Genomic DNA, 22,839 nt, shown 5'->3' with positions numbered 1-22,839 from the left:
ACGGGGGGAAGATGAACCACGCGTCGAATCGAGTCCGGCTGTGGTGCTCGGCGCTATTGCTGGCGCTGTCGGTGCTGCACCTGAGCGCATGCACGTCCGGGAGCGTCGAAGACGCCCTGACCTCCTCGCCGGTCCCCGGCGCCGAGCTCCGGCTCTACGCCTGGCCGCCGCCCGAATCCACGGGTTATAGCTGGGAGTGGCCCCGCGATCTTCGGCGCGAGCAGCCGGACCACTTCGCGCGCAGCGCTCAAGCCCGCCTCAACGGGGCAAACTTCGGGCTCGGCGGCGCCGGCCCCTGCCTGGTTGACCCGGAGTCGACGCTGAGCCCGGGGCAGTGGTACCGCGTGCGCATCGACCACCCGGACTACCGGCCCGGGATCTTCTACCGCTTTCACGACGGCTACAACGAGCAATGCACCTTCGACCTCTGCACCTCACAGGCCGTCGAGAGCGCCGGCGGGCCCTGCCGCCGCGAAGACTTCGCGCTCTGGCCGCGTGAGGGCGACTACCAGCTCTTGCCCGACATCATCGTCGACGTGCGCGAGTTCGAAGATAACCTCTGGCAATGCGCGATCATGCCCTCCGGCCCTCCCCTCTTCGGTCTGCGTGTCGGGGCGAGCACGGCCAACGTGGGCACCGGCCCGCTGCACCTGGAGGGGCGAGGATTTGGCCTGGAAGATGACCCGGAGCAAGCGCAGGTGGTGCAGAAGATCGACCGTCATCAGGGGGGCCAGGACGAGCTCGACCTGGGCCAGGACGCCTTCGAGCTTCACCCGGGGCATAACCACATTCATTTCAAAGACTGGCTGGCGCTCGAGCTGATTCAACCCACCGCCGAGTGCGACACCCCGGGCCCGCGCCCCGAGGGCTGCTCGCTGGCACAGGGCACCAAGCTCTCCTTCTGCATCATGGACCTGGAGCCTTTCGACGCCGAGATCCGCCAGCATTATGCGGGCTTTCAGCGTTATCCGGAGCCCCCCACCTGCGACAGCGTCGAGCAGGGGCTCTCCCCGGGGTGGAAAGACGTCTACCACGCCCTGCTCGAAGGTCAGGTTGTCATCGTCGGGGATGCCGATGCGATGGACGCCTTGCCTGCGCAGGTGATCGTGGAGGCCAGCGTCGACCCGCAGGGCAAGCTCACCGAGCTCAACACGACCAACAACCGCGCCAGCAAAGTACTTGCGCGTCCTCTCGACCTGCCTGCGCTCTGCGACTCTCCCTTGAGTCGCATTGACTGCAGCGGGCCGGAGTCTAGCTTTGACGACGAAGAGCAGGAGATGTGTCCGGACTACCTGCGCTTCATTGACAATCTGGCGGTGCGTCGCCCCTGACACCCTGACCTCTTCTGAGGTTCGTCCTTGCCATTCCCTCCGGCATCACGTAGGAAGGCCTCGACGGTGGTGTCCCCTCGAAGTTGCTCGTGTTTGTAGCTTCGCCCCTCCCCTGGAGGGATGTGTCATCGCGTTTAAGCGATGTCCACGGCTCATCGTCGCTCGATTCATACCCACAGCCCACATCTTTAGATGGGCACGCGTTGCCAGGGGTGACGCGACAGGTGGCGACCTCCCAAACTTTGAGGCCACCACCACAGGAGAAAGCAACATGGCACAACGTCTCGTCGGTTCAGTGAAGTGGTTCAGCGAACAAAAAGGCTTCGGCTTCATCAGCCAGCCCAATGGTGAAGATGTGTTCTGTCACTTCAGCGCCATCCAGACCTCGGGATTCAAGACCCTGCGTGAAGACCAGCAGGTGGAGTTCGAAGTCGAGCAAGGCCCCAAAGGCCTGCAGGCTGTGAACGTCATCCCCCTTGACTGATCCGACTTAGAAAGTATCGGTCTATCAACCGCGGAGTTTCGGCTTCGCGGTTTTTTTTGTGTCTACACATCGTCGACTCGATAAAAATTATTATGTAAATCCCCCCCCCCCCTTGGTACCTGTGAACCGTCAGGCCCCCCTCTCCGGTGGTCCCCGCTGTTCGTCACGACACCCGGGTCAGGGCTGGGCCATAAAGAGCGCCGTCTTGAAGTAGCCCCGCTCGCTGGCGACGATGCCGACGCCGTAGTGGGTCAGCCCCTCGCGCAGCACGTTCTGTCGATGTCCGTCGGAGTCCATCCATCCGCGGTGGGCATGCGCCACGGTCGGCGCCAGCCCGATGTTCTCGGCGGCCGCGCGGTAGGCGAGCCCTACCGCGTCCATGCGCTCGAAGGGCCCCTGCCCCTGGGGGTTGACGTGCGAGAAATAGTCGCGATCGCGCATATCGGCGCTGTGCTGGCGGCCCAGCGCAACCAGGCGCATATCGCAGGAGAGCTCGCTTAATCCGCGTTCGCGGCGCTCGCAGTTGGCCAGGCGAAAGAGCGCCGTCTCATAATCGTCGCCGCAACGCTCACCGCGGTCGGCAACGACCGACGACCAGCTCGACACCGCCTGAGCTTCCTCCACGTTCGCGCCGAGATCATCAATGCGGATGTCATCGCCACCGCAGCGCACATGGCGAGAGCTTCTGGCCCACTCCCAATCCCCCTCGGCGACCGTAGCGCCCAGGCCCCCCTCAACCTCCACATAACGTGTCACCGGCGCGTCGTTCTGGCTGGCTGCGCAGCCCACCGCCATCACCGACACCACGATCCCCACCGCCCCGACCACCGCTCGCAAGCCCATCGTTACCTCCTGAGGACATCCTGAGGATCATAAAAAAAACCCCGACGTCTCGCGACGCCGGGGTTCTATTCTAAGTCGTGGAGACCTTAGTCAAGCGGCACAACGTTGACCGCCTGAAGACCCTTGGGGCCCTGCTCAACTTCAAACTCAACGCGCTGATCTTCGCGAAGGGTCTTGAAGCCCGAGGACTGAATCGCGCTGAAGTGGCAGAAAACATCTTCGCCATCAGGCTGGGTGAGGAAACCGTAGCCTTTGTCCGCATTGAACCACTTGACCGTACCTTGAATCTTCATTGCCTTACTCCTGAAACATGATCTGCGCTGCCTTTGACCGTCGCCTGACAAAGACAACCCGGGACCTCCCCGGTCCTAACTAACCCACCACGCACCATGCCGTGATGGGAAAATCCGAACGACGCCCCCGGTGGGGGTACTACGCGTCGACGACGTGGATCTCGAGCGACCGGCGAGCGCCTTACATGCCCTCACCTCAAAACAAAAATCGCTCTGGTGTTCATACCAACAGCCCCCTTGAAACCCTCCCCCTGCTGCCAGACCTCGACGTCACGCCGGGGCTCCGAAAGCTCGGTAAGAACTCGCGTAAGCAAATTGCCATGAACGTGATGGAGTATGACACCTCCAACGCGAACTTTCAACGTCTTCTGTTGACGCAGCGCGTCGCGCGATCTTACCGCCGGGTCAGGCCCATCGGGCCATCGGATATGTTGGTTGTTCATACCCGTAAAATTGCCTACATGTCGAGTTCCTTTCCCGAGGCGTCCTGGCCTCCCCCCGAAGTCCTGAGGGTGCCGTGCAACGTTCCAAGCTCATTGTAATCGCTATCGCCCTGGTCATCGTCGGCGGCGTCGCCGCGTGGTCCTACGTCAACTTTGTGGAGAGCCCTCCCTACGACCCGCAGGTCGCTCATGAGTTCGCCCACTACTTTGAGCGACGTTGCGTCGGGCAGTTCGAGGAGAGCGTGTGTGCCGACGCCATCGGCAGCCATCACCGCCCCTGCTTTAACGAGGCGATGGTCATGAATGAGACCGGCGACTTCGCCCTCGACCATGACCGCGACGTGTACATGGCGTGTATGCGGGCGACACTTCCGCAGGTTGAGAGCGCCCGCTGAGCTGTCGGAAGGTAAAAGGGTGCTTATCACTCTCTGATTGCAGTTTCCTTTGAACCTTCATCTCAGGGAGCGCACCATGAAACGACGTGTCAGCCGTGAACAACTGATCATGATGCTCGACGAGCTCGATCGTGGAGAGCTTGAGCCTGGCGAGGTCGAACGTCTCATCACCACTCTGGAGCTCTCGATGAGCGATGCTGACGCACTGACGATCATCGAAGACGACGAGCTCAGCGCGGGTGAAATCGCCGACCAACTCCTGGGTTATGACCCCCGGGAGAGCTGAGAGGTGGGATGTCCGCCCCGCGGCATATGCGTGCCTGTATGAGACTTAATCTGCTGCCATGATCGTAAAGAACGAACATCTGATGCGCGCGCTGGAGGCGCTCTCCCGAGCGTACAAACGCGTCGCCGGCGCGCGCACCGAGACCTCGGACGACGCGATGGCGCTGGCGGCGCTCGACCAGACTCTGGCCGAACATCTGCACACGCGCCCCGAGCTCATCCACACGCTGAGCTACGACGATCTTCGCGCGCTCGACTCGCCGCTTGTCGCCTCGCTGGGACGGTTGTTCACGTTGCGCGCGGCGATGCTCCATGATCTGGGGAAGGCCGGTGCCGCAGCCCACAGCGCGGCGCTGGCGTTTTCGATGTTGCGCCAGACGGTGCGCGAGCGCCTCGACGACGAAGACCGCTACGCAGCACACCACCTGCATCGGCTGCTCGTGCACCCGGTCGCAGCCCTCGGGTTGCAGCCTGACGAAGTTGCGCGAGCCTACGTCGAGCTCTTTGACTTCTACGCCGAGCATCGCATCGACGATCGCGCCGAGGACACGCTTTTTCATGCTCTGGAGCTTCTGGCCGACGACGCCCCGGAGCGTGCGCGCCTTGGCCAACGTGCCCGAAGCTATTATCAACGTCTGCGGACGCTCGACGACATCGAGCTCCGACGACGCGGCCTCTCCCGTTTTGACGTCACCCAGGCCCTGGCCGACCTCGACGATCTTTTAGGCTGGTGAGGGGCGCCCTCGCCAGACCTCCCCCCTCTCGGAGTCCCTCCCCCATGACCGTCAACTCCAAGCACGACGGCCCCATCCGCCGCAAAGACGCGCTCGACTACCACGAGTTTCCTCGCCCCGGGAAAGTGGAGGTCCTGCCCACCAAGCCCCTCTCCACCCAGCGGGATCTGGCGCTGGCGTACAGCCCGGGGGTGGCTGAGCCCTGTCGCGAGATCGCCGCCGATCCGCAGGCAGCCTTTCGCTACACCAACCGCAAAAACCTGGTGGGCATCATCACCAACGGCACCGCGACCCTGGGGCTGGGCGACATCGGCGCGCTGGCCAGCAAACCGGTCATGGAGGGGAAAGCGGTCCTGTTTAAGGTGCTTGCGGGCATCGACGCCTTCGATATCGAGCTCGACGAACGCGATCCGGACGCGTTTGCTCGCTGCGTCAAAGCGCTGGAGCCGACCTTCGGCGGCATCAACCTCGAAGACATCGCCGCGCCGCATTGCTTTGCGATCGAGGAGCGGCTGCGCGATGAGCTCGACATCCCGGTCTTTCACGATGATCAGCACGGCACGGCGATCATCACCGGGGCGGCGCTGATCAACGCGCTGGCGCTGCAGAAAAAAGAGATCGAAGAGGTGCGGGTGGTCTTCGCCGGCGCAGGCGCTGGCGCGGTGGCCTGTGCGCGGCTTTATGAGTCGCTCGGGGTCAAGCGCGACCACATCACCATGGTGGATATCCACGGCGTGATCTTTGAGGGGCGAGAGGTCGACATGGACCCCTACAAAGGCTACTTCGCCCGCACGACCGAGCAGCGCACCCTGGCGGAGGTGATGGTCGACGCGGACGTCTTTGTCGGGCTGGCGGCCGGCGGCATCGTCTCCCGTGAGATGGTCGCATCGATGGCCGAGCGCCCCATCATCTTTGCGCTGGCCAACCCGGACCCCGAGATCGCCTACCCGGAGGTGATGGCCGTGCGCGACGACGCGATCATGGCCACCGGGCGCAGCGATTATCCCAACCAGGTCAACAACGTGTTGGGCTTTCCCTTCATCTTCCGCGGCGCGCTCGACGTCGGCGCCCGGCGCATCACCGAGTCGATGAAGCTGGCGGCGGTGCATGCGCTGGCGGCACTCGCGCGCGAAGAAGTTCCGGAGGTGGTCTCGGAAGCCTACGACGAGAGTCATATCCGCTTTGGGCCCGAATACATCATTCCCAAACCCTTCGATCCCCGCGTGCTGCTGCGTCTTTCTCCGGCCATCGCCGAGGCCGCGATGGCCGAGGGTGTGGCGCGCCAGAGCGTTGATCTGCCGGCGTACGTCGAAGAGCTGGAGCGCCTCCAGGGTGTCTCGAAGGGCCTGATGCGCCGCCTGATCAATGTCGCCAAGCGCGACCCCAAGCGCATCGTCTTCCCGGAGGGCACCGAAGATAAGATCATCAAAGCGGCTCAAATCCTCGTCGATGAGGGCATCGCCTGCCCGATCCTGCTGGGGCCGGTGGAGGTGATTCGAGCGCGAGCGCGCGAGCTCGACATTGACCTGACGGGCATTGAACTTCTCGACAACGAGCGCGACCCGCGCTTTGAGGAGCTGGCCCACGTGTATTATCGGATGCGCCAGCGCAAAGGGGTGACGATTGCCGATGCGCGCAACCACCTGCGCAGCCCGGAGCCCTACGCGATGCTGCTCGTGCACGAGGGTCTGGCCGACGGCGTGGTCTCGGGGGTGACGCGGCCCTACCGCGAGTCGCTCAAGCCTGCGTTGCAGATCATCGGCGTCGATGAGCGTCAGAGTCGCGTCGCCGGCATGCACGTCGTGGTCACTCGCCGCGGGGTCAAACTCTTCGCCGATACGACGGTGAACATTGAGCCCGATGCCGAGACCCTGGCCGACGTCGCCATCGCCACGGCGGACTCCGCTCGCCTCTTCGACCTGGAGCCCCGGGTGGCCATGCTCAGTTACACGAACTTCGGGGCGAGCCGTCACCCGGACGCGAGGCGTGTGGCGGAGGCGACGAGGATCATTAAGGCGCGGCGCCCCGACCTCAACGTCGACGGTGAGATGCAGCTGGAGTTTGCCACCGAAGCCGATCTTCGAGCCGACAAGTTTGCGTTCTCCACCCTGGAGGGTGAGGCTAACGTGTTGATCTTCCCGGACCTCAACGCCAGCAACATCGGCTACAAGCTCCTCAACCAGCTCGGGGGCGCCGAGGTGATCGGTCCCATCTTGCTGGGGATGCGACGGCCGGTGAATGTGTTGCAGTTCGCGTGCTCAGTCCCCTCGATTGTGCATCTTTCTGTCGTAACCGTTCTGCACGCCCAGCAGCTGGAGCGCGAACGCGCTCAGCGCTAGGCGCACTCCCTTCTGAGGGGTGATGCCCCGAGAGCTCGTCGTGAGCTGTCGGGGCACTTTTTTGCGCCATACTCTTGCAGGAAACGCGACGCTTGCAGGGCCCACGCTCGTTGTCTCCGCGTGACCGGTCATTACGATCGCATCGACACGATGCAGCCCGCTGGATGCCCGAATCTCTGTTGATGGAGCCCACCGATGTTGAAGCGCCCTGCCCTGCCCCTGCCGTTGATGGCCGCGATTGCTGTGACGCTGCTGGCCCTTCCCGGCGCCGTCGCTCAAGCCCCCCCTTTGCCGAGTGAGGCCGAACTCTCGCCGCAGGACACCGCTCCGGCCGACGCCACGGAGGCGATCGACACCATCGCCTCGCTCGCCAGGGATGCGGGGTGTGAGGTGGTCGCCAGTCTGATGCTGGACCCGGGCCCGGTGCTGGCGTGCGCCGACCAACGCGTGGTGATCTTCGGCGAGGAGGGTCGGGAGGTTCGCCGCGCCGCCGGCCCTATCGACGCGCTGCTGCCGGCGGATGATGACGTCTGGGTGATCACGCGTCGCCAGGAGGCCAGCCTGCTCTCGGGTCTTCCGCAACCCGGCAGCTCCACGACCTCGCCAGAAGGCCCCGTGTCGCCGCGGCCGACGCCCCCCGCATCACCCGGCCCCGATGAGGCGTTCGTCGCAACGGTCGTGGAGAGCGACTTCGGCAGCGTCATCATCGACATGGGCAGCGCACAGGGCCTTGAGGACGGCCAACTTCTCGAACTTTATGAGATCGAGAACGTGCGCCTGGGCGACACCACTGAGAGCACCCGGCGACTGCGCACTCTGGCAATTGCTCCCATCGACTCGCTCAGCGAGAACCGCGCCGAGCTCAACCTGGGCATCAACGAGCGCGTGCCCGCCGGCGCGCTGGCCCGCCCTACCAGCCGGGAGCGCACGACCAGTCGGCTGACTCCTCCGCGCCTCCCGGGGCTGGCCCGGCTGAGCTTTACACTGCGCCCCTTTCTGGCGCTGGGCACTGTGGGCGCGGGCTCATTGAGCGAAGCCTCGGCCGCCTACCAGTTTGAGGGCCCCTGGACCGCCGAGGTTCTTGTCGATCCGCTGGCGATTGGCTTCTCGCGTGCGGCCAACCTGCTGGCCGTGATCGGCACGGCCATCGTCTCGTATGACACCACCCCCTTCCAGGTGGGCATCGGTGTGGGCACGACCACCATCAACTCCACGGCGTATCAGAGTGGGGGCAGCGATACCGGTGGGTTCGGCGCGGAGCTGGGGTTTGCCATCTCCCAAAAAGTTCGGCTGGGCGCGCTGGACGGCATCCACATTCAGCTCGTAAATAACTTCTTTCTTTACGATGGCGCCTTCCGCTACGGGGGCACCGCCGGCGGTGCGCAGGTACCGGCGGGCTCTATCGGGAAGTCCTCCTGGATCGTCGCGCGAGGCGGCGCCGGCTTTGCCGGCCATGCCTTCGGGGAAGTAGGGCTCAAAGTGCTGGCGCGCGGCAACGGCGACCACGGGTCGATCTTCTTTGTGCCCACGGTCGGGCTCGCCCAACTTCGCGGCACCCGGGAGGTGGATTGCGGCAGCGGCCCCGAAGTGCCCCTCGGTGAGCCCGCCCCCTCCGGGGCTCGAACCTGCTACGCCGAGGTCAGCCAGGGCGGGCCCATGATCGGGTTTCAGATCGAGTGGCGCCCCTGAACCTCGCTTAAGGTGCCAGGGTTAAGGTGGGCACAAACGCCGCCCCCTCCCCAGCGTGACGGGTCAGAAACGCCGCGAGCGCGCTGTGGTAAAGCGGGAAGTTCGAGAGGTCGTTATGCGCGCCGCCCTCAATTAGGTGAAGCTCGGCCCGCTCGCCAAGAGCCCCGGCCAACGTCTGGCTATGATGCGCCCCGATGAGCTCGTCCTCGCTGCCGTGAAGCAGAAGCACCGGCAGTGTGGTCTCCGCCAGATGATCCTGGTTCGGGAAACGAAAACGCAGCGTGAGCCGCGGCAGCGCCCAGGGCATCAGCTCGCGTCCCAGGGCCACCAGGCTGCTGAAAGGCGACTCCAGAACCAGCGCGCGGGCCTCGACCTCACTCGCCAGCTTTGAAGCCACCCCGCTGCCGATGCTGCGGCCGTAGAGGATCACGTCGTCTGCGCGATAGCCCTGCTGCATCAGCCAGCGGTAGGCCGCGCGACCATCTTCGTAGAGCCCCGCCTCGGTGATGCGACCGGTGCTCTTGCCATAGCCCCGGTAGTCGACAACCAGCGTGTCGTACCCCAGGGGGACGAGGTCGGAGCTGACGTCTTTCCAGGTGCGCAGGCTGCCGGCGTTGCCGTGAAAGTAGAGGATGACGCCGCGGCTGGCCTGCGCGCGGTAGAGCACTCCGCTGAGCACCTCCTCATCGGAGGTTGGGATGCGCACCTCTTCGGCGGTCAGGGGGAGTTCGAAGTCGAAGTCCGCCGCCAGGCGCTCCGGGTAGAAGATCAGTCGGCTCTGCCAGGCCATCATGATGACTCCACATGCAATGAGGATCACAGCCAGTGCGCCTGCACGTTTCATCGGACGCTCGCGGCGTTGGTGTGGCGGCGCTCGCGTTCATCGGGCACGGGACGCACGCCGAGGGCGCGCGCGACCAGGCTGTCGGGGAAGCGCTGCAGGCGCGTGTTATGGCGTTCGACGGAGTCGTTGTAAAAGGCTCGGGCCCGGGCCACGCGATCTTCTGTAGCGCGAAGCTCTTCCATCAACCGTCGGTAATGCTCGCTGACGCGAAGATCAGGGTAGGCCTCCGCCAGGGCGTCGCCACCCGCCACAGGGTCTTCGCCGGGCTGCGCCAGCGCGCGACGTCGGGTGAGCTCGCGCAGCAGTTCGGCCTCCCTCGCGCCATAGCCGCGGACCAGTTCGACGAGCGTTGTAATGAGGCGATGGCGCCGGGCCAGCTCCACCTCCAGCATCGACCAGGCCCGCTCGACGCGGTTCTGCAGCGCGACCATCCCGTCGAGGATCACCTTGAGGTAGAGCACCACCACGCAGGCAAGCGCCCAGACCATCAGCAGCGCACGCGCGCCGGGGTAGGGTTCGGAGGTCGGTCCTCCGGGCGCCGCCGTCTTCATCGCCAGCAGGTCATCCGAGCCGACCCACCAGCCGAGGATGGCGATCGCCACCAGGAGTAAAAAGAGCGCCCACCGCCCGTAGTTGCGTGTGATCTTCGCTTCACCCAGGGTCGTGATCACATAGGCCGGCGCGCTCCAGTGTCCGGGGCCGATGCGCAACCTGTCGCCCGCCTCCACCAACCGGGCAGGCCCGATGATGCTGACCTCCTCGCCAGGATGAATCACCCGAACCTCGCGGCGGCGAAGGCCCGTGCGCCCACCGCGTCGCCTCGCCCGGGAGCGTCGGCGAGTGTTGGGCCCTCCGGTCTCGATCACCTCCTGGAAGTCGACGCGGGTGTGCATCTGCGCCCCCTGCGGGTCGACCTCGACGCGGCCGGTCTCGTCTTCGAGCCAGAAGGATGCGCGAGAGGCGCGACGGCTGACCTCGCGCCACTCATAACGCACGCGTCGATGACGGCGGCGGCGCCGAGTCGGGGGGGCCTCGTCCACCACGGCGACCTGCTCTTCGACCCGCTCCGACCAGTACACCACCGGTGAGTTTGAACCGGGCGCTCTTAAGAGGTCGTGCTCACCGTCGGCACGCGCTTTGCCGCGCACACGGCACATCCCCACCGTCAGGCCGGCGCAGGTTGAGAGGGGCAGATCTTCGATGAAGCGCTTTTGGGCCAGCGCGCGGAAGGCCAGAAAGAGCATCAGCGCCACGCCCAGCAAGAGCCCGAGGTCGGCCAGGGAGACGCTCGCCAGGCGGGCGCCCTGCCAGACGTCGTCGATCAGCGTGAGGTGGCGAATGAGGCTGACGTCCATGGTGGCTCCAGAGTGCGAGTGAGGCTCGGCGATGGTGCGGGGCGTTGAATCAGGGCGTGCTGCGGATGGCCTCGGAGAAGTTCGCGTCGAGAGGCGCTGCGAGCGCCCGTTCGTTGATCAGATAGCGTTCGCGCGCCTGCGCGACGCTCATGCCTTCGGGCAGCAGATCGAGCTCGGCGATGAGCTCTTCGCTGAACCCGGGGAGCAGCACCCGGTAGTCCGGCGGAAGTTCGACGGCGTTGATGCGCTCATAGTGGGCGGCCAGGTTGGAGGAGCAGGAGTTGAGCACCGTGTGGTACCAGCCGGGCTCGGTGGCCAGGGCCTCCATACGCTCGACCATGTCGACGAAGAACGCCGCGGTCTTCTCCGGTCCGGCGTTCATGGGGATGACCCAGGTCGGGTCTTTGTGAACGCGGGTGCGAAGCCCCAACGCGTCGCGTTCATCGGCGGCGACGTAGAAGAGCTCGTACTGGCGAAACATCCCGCCGATCGGATCGTAGCTCTCGCCAACTTCTCGTCGGGCTTCGGCGGAGAGCACCACAAAACGGCCGTCTTCAAACTCAAAGCTCACCATAACATGCGCCACCCCGGGCACCCCGCCGAAGGTTGTGAGGACAAAGTAGGCCTGCTTCATCTGGTCGAGGTTGTAGGTCGCATCGTACCAGCGGGCTTCTTCGACCTCGCCATCCTCGCTGTAGCGGAAGTCGCGAACATGGCGCAGCGTGACCTCCCTGCCCTCGATGGTGGCGCGGGGCGCGCGGGAGACGTTCTCCTGCCAGTCGCGCTCGGTGGCCGGGCGCTGCGCGATGAAAAAGACGCCTACGAGCGCGGCCACCAGCGCCACCAGCAACCCGCCGCGTTTGACGCCGAGCATCACCGGCCAGGCGAGCATCGCGACCATGACCGCAAGCCCAAGACCCAGGCGCATCGGGTTGAGCTCGCCGCCGACACCGCCGGCGTAGGTCAGGAGCGCAGCGGCAAGCAGCGCCGCCGGGAGCATCGCCACCGTCACCGCCCAGCGAAGCCAACGGGGTCCCTCGTCGTGTGGGGTCGTCTCGCTCATCAGTAGCAGGCCCAGGCAAAGGTCAGCACGTCGGGGTGGTTCGGACAGCAGGTCAGGTGGCCTGCGCCCATGTCGCCAAACATGTAAGGGAGGTTATCTTCGGAGTCGATCTGCAGGACGAGCTCCATCCGCGCGTCGCATTGCGGGCAGGAGGGGTACTCTACGCCCTGGACCCAGGCGGGCCAGCCGCCGAGTTTATCGCCGGTGGCCGGGCGCTCGGCCTTGTCGAGCGCTTCTTCCTCTTCGGGGCTGAGCTGGTCGCCCATCTGATAGAGCTCCTCCCAGCCGGGGACGTCGTCGTCGATGGCCTCCCACCCTTCGATGCGTCGCGCGGCGAGGGGCTCCGCAGGGCCTTGCGCTGCGGTGTTGGCGGGGGCCGAGGGGTCGTCGATGCGGCGGGCCATGACGCTGCGCGCGAAGGGGAAGTAGGCCTCGCATTGCACCTCGCAGAGGGGATCGCTGCTGGTGCAGTAGAAGAGCTGCAGAAGACCATGATCGCCCAGGCGTGTTTGCTCTGCGGGAGGGAGGCTCGCGAGGTTGAGCTGAACAAAGAGCTGCTGCGCGGTGTTGCAGTTGGGGCAGGTGGGCCAGCTCTCATCCGCCTTAAGCCAGGGACGTCCGCTGAACTTGCTCGCTGTGAGCTCGCCGTCGCCTTCGGTGGTGACCGGTCGGTAGGCCGTACGACGGTGGGTGAGGATCGTGGGCGGGAGGATGGTCTCGTTATTCATGATGCCTCGTGAGGTGAGGTGAGGTGAGGTGGCGCGTGGCGGCGTCGGGACATTGGCACAAGCCCGTGATGCGCGGTCATCCTACGCGCGGCAGGTGCTCGCTTACAAACCCGCGCCACGCCTTTACACCCCTCGCGGCCAGACCTAGTGTGAGGCGACATCGACATGTTTGCCCCTCCGAGCCCGGGGCTGACGCGCTACCAGGGAGCCACGTGATGAAGACGAACTTATCTATGCTGATGCGATCGGCGCTGACCTTTGGCGTGAGCGCGCTGGTGTTGCTGACGACGCTGCCCGCCTTTGCGATGGGCGATCTTCTGGAGACGCTGCCCGGCGGACACGACGCGGTGATGGCGGTGGACTTCGACGAGACGCGCGACTCGCCATTTTTCCGCGCAGCGCTGGGGTGGATGCGCTCGCATCCGGCGGTGGGGCCGGCGCTCTCGGCGGTGGAAGAGACGCTGCAGATCGAGGTTCAGACCGATCTCGATGAGCTGGTGATCCTCTCGGACACTCCGCCCCTGAACCTGGCGATGCTCAGCGGCGGGGCCAACCCGATGGATCCGTCGAGCCTGGACTTGAGCTCGGTGCGAGGTTCGGTGCTGGCGGCGCGAGGTGACTTTGAGGCGGGCAAGGTCCTGGAAGGCGTACGGGCGCGCAACTCGGACGCCGCGGCGCTGAGCGTGGGGGAGCGCGCCGGGGTGCGCACCGCGCAGATCGATGTGGTCACGCTGGCGCCCAACGCGGTTCTGGTGCTCACCGGAGAGCGCGCCTATCGCGATGAGGTGCTCGCGCGGCTGGAGCGTGGCGAGCGGCTGGGCGCCCGCTTTGTGGGCGCGCTGGCCAAGTTGGGAGAGGCGCCAGGGGTGGTGATGATGATTCAGCCGAACTATGAGGGGGAGGCCGGTGACGCGAGCTTTGCGGCGCTGAGCGTGCGGCTGAAGTCGCGCGTGCTGGCGTCGATGGTGATGACGATGCGCGACGACGAGCGCGCGCGGGTCTCGGCGCAGGAGATCGCTTCAGCCCGACAGCAGGCGCTGAGCAACCCGCTGGTGGCGATGTTTGGCCTCGGGCCCGCCGCGCAAAACCTGGCGGTGCGTCAGCAGGCGGCTGATCTTTTCGTATCGACCTCGATGACCAACGATGAGGCGAAGATCCTCTTTGATCAGGTGATGCGCATCGTCAAAACCTCCGGTGAGTTGGAGCAAGGTGCAAGTCCCGCAGCGCCGGTGGTGCCCCCGACCCAGGCCGCCCCGGCGCCGGTGCCGGAAGACGGTGTGGAAGCTGACTTCAATTGATGCCCCGGCGCGCCCGCATTGAGGCGCGCGAGGGTCGCTGCCCGTGTCTTGATGCAAGGACCATCCCTATGAACTGCCCTCGCCAGCGCGTCGCGCTGCTGCTCGCCACCCTCGCGCTTTTGCTGCCCTCCTCCCTGGTTGCCCAACCCTCGCCGAGCCAGGGGGTGGCAGTGCCGGACAGCTCACTGACCACCCAGGCCGACAGCGCCAGCCTGGAGGTCAACCCCGCCGGGCTGGGGTTTGTGAAGGGCTCGGAGCTGGGGTACCGCTACCTGATCCCCTCGGACGCCTTTGATAACGTTCTGGGCTCGGGCCACGCGGCGAGCTTCGCGCTGGGCAATGGTTATGTGGGGCTGGGGGGCCAGGTGCAGTGGCTCAAGCGGCCGGAGCTCGGCCCGGAGCTCGGGAGCTATCGCAAGTACACCCTGGGGATGGCGGTGGCCGCGCCACGCTTTTTCAGCCTGGGGTTGGGCGTCAATATGTTCGGGAGCCGCAGCAGCGAGCGCCTCAACGACCTGACCACGCTGGATGTGGGGATGCAGTGGCGGATCGGTGAGCACCTGGGGCTGGGGATGATGGTGCGTGACGCGATGCCGGCCTACCTGGAGCAAGACAGCGCGCTGCCGATGCGGCTGGGGCTGGGGCTTGCGCTGCGCGGGTTTGAGGGAAGGCTGGTCTTTGACACGGAGCTCTACCACGTGCGCGGGGCTCGTCTCCTCTCGGTGGAGCCCCGGGTGATGGGGGAAGTGTATCCGGGGCTGCGCCTCTTCGCGCGCAGCGCGATCACACTCGATACCGAACGGGAGCATGAGCCGCGCATGGTGGCGATGAGCGCGGGCGCCGAGATGAGCCTGGGACTTCTGGGGACGTCGGTGGCGGCGCTGCTGAGCAAAGATACCGAGAGCGCCGATGTGGCGTTTAATGCGCTCAACGGTCGGGTGTGGATGGGCAATCAGCGGCGGCGCTCGGTGGTGGGCTCGTCCCGGCGGTGGGTGCGGCTGGACCTGGACAACTCGATCGCCGAGCAGGCCATCTCGCAGCTCTTCGGGCCGTCGACGCGAAGTTTTCTGAACCTGATGGAAGATATCGACGCGATCACCAACGACCCCACTGTGGCCGGCGTGATCCTGGGGGTTGGCAACTTCAACCTGGGCTACGGCCAGCTCTGGGAACTGCATCAGGCATTCCAGCGACTTCATGAAGCGGGCAAACACAGCGTGGCGTTGATGAGTTCGACGACCACCGCCGGCATCTATGCGGCCTCCGCCGCGCGCGAGGTGTGGATGCTGCCGGCGACGCCTTATGCTCCGACCGGACTGCAGGCCGAGCTGACCAGCTACCAGGGGCTGCTGGAAAACCTGGGCGTGGAAGCGGAGTTCGTGCGCATTGGCGCGTACAAGTCAGCGCCGGAGGCCTTTGTGAACGCGATGCCTTCCGAAGAGGCGCTGGAGCAGACCGGGGAGTATGTCGAGGCGATTTATGACGAGCTGACGAGCCGCATCGCGCTGCGTCGGGGGCTGGAAGCCGAGGCGTTCAAGGCGATCGTCGACAACGCCCCGCTGCTGCCGGATGAGGCGCTGGATCGGGGCCTTGTGGATGCGCTGGTGTATGATGACGAGCTTCCCGAGCGGATGCGCGAACTTTTTGGTTCCGGGGTTCGCGTCGAGCAGGGCTACCGACCGGTGGTCATCGATGATGAGGCCTGGGGGCTGCGTCCGGAGATCGCGGTGGTCTACATCGACGGGGCGATCATCGACGGCGGCTCGGGTCGCTCCCCGCTGGGAGGCAGCGTGATGACCGGCGCCGCCAGCGTGAACGCCACGTTGCGGCAGCTCGCGAGCAACGACCTGGTGAAGGCGGTGGTGCTGCGCATCGACAGCCCGGGGGGCAGCGCGCTGGCAAGCGACCTGATCTACCGGGAGGTGCGGGCGCTGGCGCGGACCAAGCCGGTCATCGCCTCGATGGGCAATGTGGCGGCCAGCGGCGGGTATTATGTGGCGGCGGGCGCCGATGAGATCTTTGCGACCCCCAACACGCTGACCGGCTCGATCGGCATCTTTGCCGGAAAGTTCAACTTCGAGCGCTTCGCCAGCCGACTGGGTGTGAGCTCGACGCCGGTGCAGCGCGGAGAGCGCGCCGGGGTCTTCTCGCTGTGGCGAGGCTGGAGTGAGGAGGAGTTGGAGGGGGTCAGTGAGACGATGACCTACCTCTACCGCCTCTTTTTGACGCAGGCTTCGGCCGGGCGGCCGTTGAGTGCCGATGCGCTCGACAAGGTGGCCCGCGGGCGCGTATGGACGGGGACGGCAGCGAAAGATGCGAAGCTGGTCGACTCGATCGGCGGCATCCTCGACGCGGTGCGCCGTGCCGAGGAGCTGGCCGGGCTGGCTCCGGATCGCGCTGAGGTGACGAGCTACGGTGGCATGAGCGGGTTGCCCGCGCCGCAGGGCTTTGGCGCCTGGCTGCGTGCCTTCGTCGCCGCCGACCCGGCCGCCAGCGCGCCGCGGCTGCTCGATCATCTGCCTCAGGGTGCCTTTCGTCGCGCGTTGGAGACGGTCGAGACCCAGGCGCTGTGGCCTCTTTACTTCGAGCAGGGCCAAACGCTGATGCTTCCGTCCCACCCCCTGCGCCTTCATTGAGACGCTTACCCTTGAGACGCTTATCCTTGAGACACGTATGAACGCCCCTCTCTCTCGACAGATGCTCAACCTCGCGCAGCCGACCGACGATGGATGGTATGAGCGAGTGAGGGAGCATCTCGACACGATCCTCATCGACCACGCCCACCTGGAGAAGCGCGCCGCGTCGACGGCGCTGAGCATGATCTTTCGCTACACCGGGCGCGCCGGCCTGGCGCGTCAGCTCAGCGCGGTCGTGCAGGAGGAGATGGACCACTTCTCGCGGATGCTCGACGTGCTGGAGGCCCGCGGGGTGGAGTTGGTGCGGCTGGAGCCGGCCCCCTACGCCTCGAAGCTGGTGAAGGCGGTGCGCTCGGAGGAGCCCTACATGTTTATGGATAAGTTGCTGGTGGCCGGGCTTATTGAGGCGCGCAGCTGTGAGCGCTTTGCCATCCTCAGTGAGAACGTCGAGGATGCCGAACTCGCGGCCTTCTACCGCGAGCTCTTTGAGACCGAGGCGATGCACTACACCCTGTACACCAACCTGGCTCGGGACCACTTCTCGCGTGAGGAGGTGAAGGCGCGGCTCCAGGAGCTCGCGCTCATCGAAGTTGAGGCGCTGCGCGCCGGCGGTGAGACGCCGCGTCTGCACTCCTTCTAGCAGTGTGGTGGCCGCAGGTGGCCCGGAACGACAAAGGCCGCGTCCCCTCCGAGAGGGGCGCGGCCTTTTTTGTGTCGTGAGGGCCGTGTTCGCCCGAGAACTTATTGCACCTGACCAGCTCGGTAGACCGCCGCGGCCTGGGTGGCGAAGACGGTGAAGGTCGCGTCGTTGGTGGCGCTGCGCAGCTGCATGTAGGCGGGGGCCTCGTTCTCGACGACCAGCTCGCCGGTGAGCACGTGGCCGTTGTTGAGCACGATCTGGTCCAGGGCGTCGATGCCCGCGGGCTGAGAGCCGTCTTTCCAGTTCACGGCGCTGACCTGCGAGGCGGGCACGGTGCGGATCTCACCGAAGCGCTCGACGGTGTAGAAGTCGGCGTTGATGGCCACGACGTTGCCCTGGATCTCTTGCCCGCTGGTCAGCTGCAGGACGTCGGTGGTGACCGCGTCGCAGGAGGGGCATACCGAGCTGACGTCGCTCCAATCTCGGAAGCTGTAGTCCTGGGCCGAGGCCGATGCAGTAACCATGAAGATTGTCAGGGCTACCAACGAAAACAGCGCGCCACGCACGTGCGACATAACTCTCTCCTTGACCATACAAGTTTGGCGTTGCTTCCAGCAGTACTCAGGGTCTTACCACCGCCGGCGAAGGCAGGCAAGCCCCCGCCCCACCGGTCAAAAAAAGTGAAGATGGCCAGGGGGGCAGGTCGGGCGTTGAAGGGAGGATCAAAAAAGCCCCTCAACGCGCGGGCGTTGAGGGGCTTTTTTGGTGATACCGGAGGCGGGACTTGAACCCGCACGATCTCTCGATCAACGGATTTTGAATCCGCCGCGTCTACCGATTCCGCCACTCCGGCGAGTCTTGCGCCCGGGTCGGGCGAAGTGCGCTGTTATGTAGAGCAGACCGGTGCAACCCGCAAGCGCATTCTTCAGTTTTCGTGAGGAGGTTGCCCGTAGAGGGCGAGGCAGGTTGCATCCGCTTGTTAAGGAATTTAAGGGTTTGTAGGGGAATACGCAAGCGAAAAGGTGAAGGCCTTATGAGAAACCTTGCACGTTACGTGCCGGACGGCGTCACCCAGCGCCCCTGGAGGCGGGGGGAGTCGGGATCGGGGCTTCCGGTGTCGAGCAGGTAGAGGTCGCGCAGCGAGGCGCTGGCCAGGAGCGCGCCGGCGACGTCTTCGGCCGGGGCGAACTCAACTTCGTCGGCCCAGTCGGTAGAGCGCTCAAAGCGAGCGCGAGGGGTGTCGAAGAGGCCGTGGGTGTCGCGGGCGGAACGGAGGAGCGTCTCAAGCTGGCGAGCGAGTTCGGGGGCGGCGACCTGGACGCGGGCGCCGGCGCGGGAGAGCGCGCCGAGGTCTGCGACGCCCTCCTCTCCCAGGCGCTCCCGAGAGGTGGCGGCGACAAGCTCCGGGCTGATCTGGCGCGCGCTCACCTGACGGGCAAGGCCCAGACGGACCTCGGCGCGGTAGCGCTGCTGGTTGGCGATGGCGCTCAAGGTCTGGGGGGCCTGCTCTCCGAAGATCGAGGTGTCGGTGAGGTCGGGAAGATGGTCAAGCAGGCTGGCCGTCCAGGGCACACGCTCCAGGACGCACATGCCCCGGTCGCAGGCGCCAAGCCCGGCGGCCGGATGCAGCGTGATCTGCGCGGCACCCATCGCCAGGACGCTCGCCATGCCGCTGACCTCGTGGGGCACGACGACGGTGAGCTCCACGTCGAGGTGGCGCAGCGTGCGCAACAGCGTCTCGGCGAAGGCGACGTGGCCTCCGCGCGCGACGATGATGAGGGCTGCCTGCTGGACGTTTGCCTGACGAAAGCGCTTTAAGAGCTGAGCGACAAGGCGGTGGCCCGCCTCTTCGTCGAGGTCGACGGCGTACTCCCCCTGCCAGCTGGCCAGCGCGATGAAGGTGGGGCATCCCAGGAGCGCTTCGAGCTGATCGACGATGGCGTTGAAGTCCGAGGTGCTCATCGGGGCAAAAACTCCACGCGGCGGTTGCGAGCGAAGTCATCTTCGGACTGACCGAAGGCCACGGGCTTCTCTTCCCCGTAGGAGAGGGTGGAGAGTCGGTCGGCCTTGATGCCGCGCTGCACGAGAAAGTCGCGCACGAAGCGGGCGCGGCGCTCTCCGAGCGCGACGTTGAACTCCGAGGTGCCGCGCTCGTCGGTGTGGCCTTCGAGCAGGATGGTGGCGTCGGGGTTTTGACGAAGCCAGCGCAGGTTGGTCTCCAGAGCCTGGCGCGACGTCTCGGAGATCTCGGCACTGTTGTAGGGGAAGTGCACCGTGGTGAGCTTGAGCTCTTCCTGCGGCTCCTGCGGCTCGGTTTCGGTGGTCTGAGGTTGGCCTGTGCCTTCGGCGGCGCGACGGGCGGCTTCCAGGCGACGCTGGCAGTCTTCCCAGGTCTCATCGGCCTGCTGCTGCGCCTCGCGGGCGAGACGTTCGGCGGCGCGGGCCTTGCGTTCGGCGGCCTCGTACTCTTCGGCCTGCACATGCGCACGAGCCTCTTCCAGCAAGGCCTCCGCCGCCGCGAACTTCTCGCCGGCGCAGTCTTTGCGACCTTCGGCGGCCAGCACGGCGGCCTCGGCGGCGTCGAGGGCCTCCTGGGGAGGTTTGGGGCAGGCGCTGAGCAGTATGGCCAACGCCACGAGCATCGGGGTCTTAAACCAGGTGCTCAAGCGGTACTTGTTTAACGTTCCCATGCGGCCTCCTCGTAGCTCGAACCCTCTTCGGTAAGCAGTTTCTGGAAAAGCCCGTCGGCGCTCATCAGCCAGAGGCGCTTGCCCTGCCCTCCGCGGTCGCTGGTAAAGACGAGATAACGTCCGTCGGGGCTGTAGCTGGGCTCGAAGTTATTACCCTGGTCCTGGGTAAGGCGTTCGATATTGCCCTGCATATCGACGGTGAAGATGTCGTAGTGATTGCGTTCGTCCCGGCCGCTAAAGACGATGCGATCGCCGCGGGGGGACCACTCCGGGGTGGTGTTGTAGGTGCCCTGGAAGGTGAGGCGACGTTGCTCGGTACCGTCGGCGTTCATGACGTAGATGTGGGCGCCGCCGGAGCGTCCGGAGACGAAGGCGATTCGGCTGCAGTCCGGACTCCAGGTCGGGGAGACGTCGATGGCCCAGTGGTCGGTGAGGCGCTGCACGACCGAGCCGTCTTCGGGGCTGATGAGGTAGACGTCGGTGTTGTCGCCGCCCAGCGAGAGGGTCACAGCGAGTTTCCCGCCGCAGAAGGCCGCGCCGCTATTCTGACCGCTGCGGCTGGAGAGCTTGGAGACGCTGCCGCCTCGCCAGACCCAGAGGTCGGGGTTCTGGTCCTGGTAGCTCGTGAAATAGATCGATCCACCGGGCCCGAAGGAGGGGAGCAGGTTGATGGCGTTGTTGCGGGTGATGCGTTGCACACCGCTGCCATCAATGTTCATCACGTAGATGTGCTTGGCACCGGAGCGGGTGCGCTGGGAGTACGCGATGCGCGATCCGAAGAAGCCGGGCTGGCCTGTGTAATGCTCAATGACCGCATTGATGAAGGCGTTGACTTCCTTTCGCACGTCGTCGGGGCTGAGCGTGCTGGCCGACCAGTTCAGGGAGATCTGACGGCCCTGGTCGACGGAGAAGAGGCGCAGATCGAGGGCGATCTGATCGCCTTCGGCGCGCACCGAGCTCTTGACGAGGCCCTGGGCGCCGACGTTCATCCAGTTGGGGAAGTTAATGTCGGCGGCGGCAAGCCCCTCGTTGTGTGTGTCGAAGAAAAAGCTGTCGACGGGGAGCACGCGGAAGTAGCCGGCGAGGTCGAGGTTGCGGCGCAGAGTCTGCTCCACCTGGTCGGCGATGGCGCCGTCGGCGCCGGCCAGCGCCTGGGTGTCAGGCACCGCGACGGGCAGAAGGGTTCGACGTGCGGAGCCGCTGACCTCGACTTCGATGCCGGAGAGGTCGCCTTCGGTGGCGGTGTCGCCGGAGGGAGGTGCGTCCTGGGCACTGGCGTAGAGAGGCGTCAGGGCCAGGCAGAGCCCGATGAGGGCGGAGGCGCTCCGACGGAGGCGTCGGTGTCGAGGGGTGGGCGCGAGAGGTCGCATCATCAATTCCTTGTCGAGGTCATCGTGCGGTGGAGTCCCACCGCGTCAGCAAGAGCCCCTCACGGAGCACCTCGCGTCGAACATCTTCATTGTCAGGGAGCGGCAGGGTGCGGCCGCCGTACTGGACATGAAACTGGCGGATGGCGCGGTCGATGCTGGCGTCGAACTGCTTGTTTCCGCTGCGGGCGCGGAAGGTGTGGCTGACGATCTTTCCGCCTTCGGAGAGGCGGACAAAGACGCGCACGCTGCCGGCGAGTTGAGCGAGCTCGGCGTCGCCCAGGGTGGTGGGGACGGTCCAGGCACGGAGGAGTTCCTGGAGCAGGCGCGCCTGGTAGGTGCCCATCATGTTGGCCATGGCCGCATCGGAGACGGTGCCGCCGACAACGCCGTCTGCGCTGCCCTCGGGGGCGTCGTCGTTGTAGGGGCGGTCGGGGTTGCTCAGGGCGCTCAGCGCTGCTTTGCGACGGCGTTCGCGCTCTTCCTGCTCACGGCGGCGCTCCTCTTGTTCTTGCAGGCGCTGGCGCTCCTGCTCTTCTTCGTGGCGCTGAGCCTGGAGGTTGACCTGATTCTCATCGGGTTGGGGCTCGGGGTCCGGGACCACGACGGCCTCATCAGGTGCGGGCGGGGGCGGCTCCGGGTTGGCCATCCGGGGCAGCGCGGCCTCCTCCCGCTCCTCGCCGAGCGCCAGGAGCTCGACGCGCTCGAAGACTAGCTCAAGGGGTGGGGGCTCTTCGGGGGCGAGTGTGGAGGCCCACCAGACGCTGAGCGCGATGACGCCGTGGAGCGCCAGGGTGAGCGCAATGCCCGCGCCCATCTCGAACACTCCCCCACCCTGCTGCGTCAGGGCTGGTTTTGGCAGGTTCGACGTCATCACTTAGGCTCGGCCTGTCGGTACTCGGGGTTGGTCACCATGCCTACGTTGGAGACGCCGGCCAGGCGGATGCGATTCATCGATCCGACCACAAAGCCGTAAGGGATGTCGGGGTGGCCGAGGAGATAGAGGCGCCCCTGGTCCTGGAGCTTCTGGTTGGAGGCGACTTTGGATTGCAGCTCATCAAAGCAAGGCTCGAAGCGCTGCGGCTCGACCTGGTCGAGGGCGGCGGTGCAGTCGACGATCATCGTCTCACCGATGAAGATCTGGAGGTCGTCGTTGATCTCCAGGATGATCTGGTCGGTCTGATCGAGGTTGACGCGGCTCTCGTTGTCGCGGGTGACCGGAAGGTCCATCTCGACTTCTCGCTTCTCGTCGTCTTGCTCGATCAGCGGCGTGGTCACCATGAAGATGACCAGGAGCACGAGCATCACGTCGACCAGCGGGGTGACGTTGATCTCGGAGAGGACGGTCCCCCCACCACCTGAGGAGTTCATAGCCATGGGCT

22 protein-coding genes and 1 tRNA gene are annotated in these 22,839 nt (G+C 65.6%); 10 read left to right on the top strand and 13 right to left on the bottom strand.

What is annotated here, in order from left to right; genetic code table 11:
• The first annotated feature begins 11 nt into the window (after window positions 1-11).
• Together FRC96_RS20940 and FRC96_RS20935 are read left to right on the top strand one after the other, a co-directional pair.
• Window positions 12-1,331, top strand: a complete 1,320-nt coding sequence (locus tag FRC96_RS20940; protein WP_146977502.1) for a lysyl oxidase family protein — start codon at window positions 12-14, stop codon at window positions 1,329-1,331.
• 271 nt (window positions 1,332-1,602) lie between these two features.
• Window positions 1,603-1,815 (top strand): cold-shock protein, encoded by a 213-nt coding sequence (locus tag FRC96_RS20935; RefSeq protein WP_111728387.1) that lies wholly within the window; start codon window positions 1,603-1,605, stop codon window positions 1,813-1,815.
• Between the two features lie 177 nt (window positions 1,816-1,992).
• Here FRC96_RS20935 and FRC96_RS20930 read toward each other — a convergent pair whose 3' ends face one another.
• The gene (locus FRC96_RS20930) at window positions 1,993-2,658 is read right to left on the bottom strand and encodes a CAP domain-containing protein (protein ID WP_146977501.1); all 666 of its coding nucleotides are present in this window, start codon (window positions 2,656-2,658) and stop codon (window positions 1,993-1,995) included.
• Between the two features lie 86 nt (window positions 2,659-2,744).
• Complete coding sequence (locus FRC96_RS20925) at window positions 2,745-2,951, bottom strand: cold-shock protein (protein ID WP_111728389.1); 207 nt, start codon at window positions 2,949-2,951, stop codon at window positions 2,745-2,747.
• Window positions 2,952-3,468: 517 nt separating this feature from the next.
• On the opposite strand from FRC96_RS20925, the gene FRC96_RS20920 reads away from it, so the two are divergent.
• From FRC96_RS20920 to FRC96_RS20900, 5 genes are all read left to right on the top strand, one after another.
• Window positions 3,469-3,789, top strand: coding sequence for a hypothetical protein (locus FRC96_RS20920; RefSeq protein WP_146977500.1), 321 nt, complete (start codon window positions 3,469-3,471; stop codon window positions 3,787-3,789).
• Window positions 3,790-3,865: 76 nt separating this feature from the next.
• A complete protein-coding gene (locus FRC96_RS20915) occupies window positions 3,866-4,075 on the top strand; it encodes a hypothetical protein (protein ID WP_146977499.1) in 210 nt (69 codons plus the stop codon).
• A gap of 58 nt (window positions 4,076-4,133) precedes the next feature.
• Window positions 4,134-4,808 carry a DUF6483 family protein gene (locus FRC96_RS20910; protein ID WP_146977498.1) on the top strand — a complete coding sequence of 225 codons (675 nt, stop codon included), beginning with the start codon at window positions 4,134-4,136 and terminating at the stop codon, window positions 4,806-4,808.
• A 44-nt stretch (window positions 4,809-4,852) separates the two neighbouring features.
• The gene (locus FRC96_RS22710; RefSeq protein ID WP_146977497.1) at window positions 4,853-7,147 is read left to right on the top strand and encodes an NADP-dependent malic enzyme; all 2,295 of its coding nucleotides are present in this window, start codon (window positions 4,853-4,855) and stop codon (window positions 7,145-7,147) included.
• Window positions 7,148-7,342: 195 nt separating this feature from the next.
• Window positions 7,343-8,836, top strand: coding sequence for a hypothetical protein (locus FRC96_RS20900; RefSeq protein WP_146977496.1), 1,494 nt, complete (start codon window positions 7,343-7,345; stop codon window positions 8,834-8,836).
• A 7-nt stretch (window positions 8,837-8,843) separates the two neighbouring features.
• Here FRC96_RS20900 and FRC96_RS20895 read toward each other — a convergent pair whose 3' ends face one another.
• The 4 genes from FRC96_RS20895 to FRC96_RS20880 are packed head-to-tail and all read right to left on the bottom strand — an operon-like array spanning window position 8,844 to window position 12,826.
• On the bottom strand, window positions 8,844-9,629 hold the full coding sequence (locus tag FRC96_RS20895) for an alpha/beta hydrolase (RefSeq protein ID WP_230470540.1): 786 nt from the start codon (window positions 9,627-9,629) through the stop codon (window positions 8,844-8,846).
• A 47-nt stretch (window positions 9,630-9,676) separates the two neighbouring features.
• Window positions 9,677-11,035: a LemA family protein gene (locus tag FRC96_RS20890; RefSeq protein ID WP_146977494.1), complete on the bottom strand. Its 1,359-nt coding sequence runs from the start codon at window positions 11,033-11,035 to the stop codon at window positions 9,677-9,679.
• A 49-nt stretch (window positions 11,036-11,084) separates the two neighbouring features.
• On the bottom strand, window positions 11,085-12,098 hold the full coding sequence (locus FRC96_RS20885; protein ID WP_146977493.1) for a DUF4105 domain-containing protein: 1,014 nt from the start codon (window positions 12,096-12,098) through the stop codon (window positions 11,085-11,087).
• Window positions 12,098-12,826, bottom strand: a complete 729-nt coding sequence (locus FRC96_RS20880; RefSeq protein WP_146977492.1) for a DUF1963 domain-containing protein — start codon at window positions 12,824-12,826, stop codon at window positions 12,098-12,100. Before FRC96_RS20880 ends, FRC96_RS20885 begins: the two co-directional genes overlap by 1 nt.
• A 215-nt stretch (window positions 12,827-13,041) precedes the next feature.
• Here FRC96_RS20880 and FRC96_RS20875 point away from each other — a divergent pair, with 215 nt between their 5' ends.
• From FRC96_RS20875 to FRC96_RS20865, 3 genes are all read left to right on the top strand, one after another.
• Entirely contained in the window at window positions 13,042-14,124 is a 1,083-nt protein-coding gene (locus FRC96_RS20875) for a hypothetical protein (protein WP_146977491.1), read from the top strand.
• A gap of 68 nt (window positions 14,125-14,192) precedes the next feature.
• Window positions 14,193-16,760 carry a signal peptide peptidase SppA gene (gene sppA / locus FRC96_RS20870; RefSeq protein WP_230470539.1) on the top strand — a complete coding sequence of 856 codons (2,568 nt, stop codon included), beginning with the start codon at window positions 14,193-14,195 and terminating at the stop codon, window positions 16,758-16,760.
• Between the two features lie 37 nt (window positions 16,761-16,797).
• Complete coding sequence (locus tag FRC96_RS20865; protein WP_146977489.1) at window positions 16,798-17,400, top strand: tRNA-(ms[2]io[6]A)-hydroxylase; 603 nt, start codon at window positions 16,798-16,800, stop codon at window positions 17,398-17,400.
• Between the two features lie 101 nt (window positions 17,401-17,501).
• Here the strand turns inward: FRC96_RS20865 and FRC96_RS20860 are convergent, their stop codons facing one another.
• The 7 genes from FRC96_RS20860 to FRC96_RS20830 form a co-directional block, all read right to left on the bottom strand.
• Window positions 17,502-17,975 carry a hypothetical protein gene (locus FRC96_RS20860; RefSeq protein WP_146977488.1) on the bottom strand — a complete coding sequence of 158 codons (474 nt, stop codon included), beginning with the start codon at window positions 17,973-17,975 and terminating at the stop codon, window positions 17,502-17,504.
• Between the two features lie 194 nt (window positions 17,976-18,169).
• Window positions 18,170-18,253 (bottom strand) — tRNA-Leu (locus FRC96_RS20855).
• Between the two features lie 197 nt (window positions 18,254-18,450).
• The gene (locus tag FRC96_RS20850; protein WP_146977487.1) at window positions 18,451-19,362 is read right to left on the bottom strand and encodes a hypothetical protein; all 912 of its coding nucleotides are present in this window, start codon (window positions 19,360-19,362) and stop codon (window positions 18,451-18,453) included.
• A complete protein-coding gene (locus tag FRC96_RS20845; RefSeq protein WP_146977486.1) occupies window positions 19,359-20,090 on the bottom strand; it encodes an OmpA family protein in 732 nt (243 codons plus the stop codon). The genes FRC96_RS20850 and FRC96_RS20845 overlap by 4 nt, the downstream gene beginning before the upstream one ends.
• On the bottom strand, window positions 20,078-21,460 hold the full coding sequence (locus tag FRC96_RS20840; protein WP_230470538.1) for a DPP IV N-terminal domain-containing protein: 1,383 nt from the start codon (window positions 21,458-21,460) through the stop codon (window positions 20,078-20,080). Before FRC96_RS20840 ends, FRC96_RS20845 begins: the two co-directional genes overlap by 13 nt.
• Before the next feature lie 19 nt (window positions 21,461-21,479).
• The gene (locus FRC96_RS20835; RefSeq protein WP_146977484.1) at window positions 21,480-22,331 is read right to left on the bottom strand and encodes a TonB C-terminal domain-containing protein; all 852 of its coding nucleotides are present in this window, start codon (window positions 22,329-22,331) and stop codon (window positions 21,480-21,482) included.
• The gene (locus FRC96_RS20830) at window positions 22,331-22,834 is read right to left on the bottom strand and encodes a biopolymer transporter ExbD (protein ID WP_146977483.1); all 504 of its coding nucleotides are present in this window, start codon (window positions 22,832-22,834) and stop codon (window positions 22,331-22,333) included. The genes FRC96_RS20835 and FRC96_RS20830 overlap by 1 nt, the downstream gene beginning before the upstream one ends.
• Window positions 22,835-22,839: the final 5 nt, after the last annotated feature.

Source organism: Lujinxingia vulgaris, assembly GCF_007997005.1.
Taxonomy (GTDB): Bacteria; Myxococcota_A; Bradymonadia; order Bradymonadales; family Bradymonadaceae; genus Lujinxingia.
The sequence above is the reverse complement of the archived record's forward strand: the minus strand, read 5'-3'. Positions and strand labels throughout refer to the sequence as shown.

Coding starts and splice junctions, on each gene's coding strand:
- sppA (WP_230470539.1), top strand. CDS start 14,193: ATGAACTGCCCTCGCCAGCGCGTCGCGCTGCTGCTCGCCACCCTCGCG.
- FRC96_RS20830 (WP_146977483.1), bottom strand. CDS start 22,834: ATGGCTATGAACTCCTCAGGTGGTGGGGGGACCGTCCTCTCCGAGATC.
- FRC96_RS20850 (WP_146977487.1), bottom strand. CDS start 19,362: ATGAGCACCTCGGACTTCAACGCCATCGTCGATCAGCTCGAAGCGCTC.
- FRC96_RS20845 (WP_146977486.1), bottom strand. CDS start 20,090: ATGGGAACGTTAAACAAGTACCGCTTGAGCACCTGGTTTAAGACCCCG.
- FRC96_RS20860 (WP_146977488.1), bottom strand. CDS start 17,975: ATGTCGCACGTGCGTGGCGCGCTGTTTTCGTTGGTAGCCCTGACAATC.
- FRC96_RS20880 (WP_146977492.1), bottom strand. CDS start 12,826: ATGAATAACGAGACCATCCTCCCGCCCACGATCCTCACCCACCGTCGT.
- FRC96_RS22710 (WP_146977497.1), top strand. CDS start 4,853: ATGACCGTCAACTCCAAGCACGACGGCCCCATCCGCCGCAAAGACGCG.
- FRC96_RS20910 (WP_146977498.1), top strand. CDS start 4,134: ATGATCGTAAAGAACGAACATCTGATGCGCGCGCTGGAGGCGCTCTCC.
- FRC96_RS20890 (WP_146977494.1), bottom strand. CDS start 11,035: ATGGACGTCAGCCTCATTCGCCACCTCACGCTGATCGACGACGTCTGG.
- FRC96_RS20840 (WP_230470538.1), bottom strand. CDS start 21,460: ATGCGACCTCTCGCGCCCACCCCTCGACACCGACGCCTCCGTCGGAGC.
- FRC96_RS20885 (WP_146977493.1), bottom strand. CDS start 12,098: ATGAGCGAGACGACCCCACACGACGAGGGACCCCGTTGGCTTCGCTGG.
- FRC96_RS20865 (WP_146977489.1), top strand. CDS start 16,798: ATGAACGCCCCTCTCTCTCGACAGATGCTCAACCTCGCGCAGCCGACC.
- FRC96_RS20895 (WP_230470540.1), bottom strand. CDS start 9,629: ATGATGGCCTGGCAGAGCCGACTGATCTTCTACCCGGAGCGCCTGGCG.
- FRC96_RS20875 (WP_146977491.1), top strand. CDS start 13,042: ATGAAGACGAACTTATCTATGCTGATGCGATCGGCGCTGACCTTTGGC.
- FRC96_RS20930 (WP_146977501.1), bottom strand. CDS start 2,658: ATGGGCTTGCGAGCGGTGGTCGGGGCGGTGGGGATCGTGGTGTCGGTG.
- FRC96_RS20925 (WP_111728389.1), bottom strand. CDS start 2,951: ATGAAGATTCAAGGTACGGTCAAGTGGTTCAATGCGGACAAAGGCTAC.
- FRC96_RS20835 (WP_146977484.1), bottom strand. CDS start 22,331: ATGACGTCGAACCTGCCAAAACCAGCCCTGACGCAGCAGGGTGGGGGA.
- FRC96_RS20940 (WP_146977502.1), top strand. CDS start 12: ATGAACCACGCGTCGAATCGAGTCCGGCTGTGGTGCTCGGCGCTATTG.
- FRC96_RS20935 (WP_111728387.1), top strand. CDS start 1,603: ATGGCACAACGTCTCGTCGGTTCAGTGAAGTGGTTCAGCGAACAAAAA.
- FRC96_RS20900 (WP_146977496.1), top strand. CDS start 7,343: ATGTTGAAGCGCCCTGCCCTGCCCCTGCCGTTGATGGCCGCGATTGCT.
- FRC96_RS20915 (WP_146977499.1), top strand. CDS start 3,866: ATGAAACGACGTGTCAGCCGTGAACAACTGATCATGATGCTCGACGAG.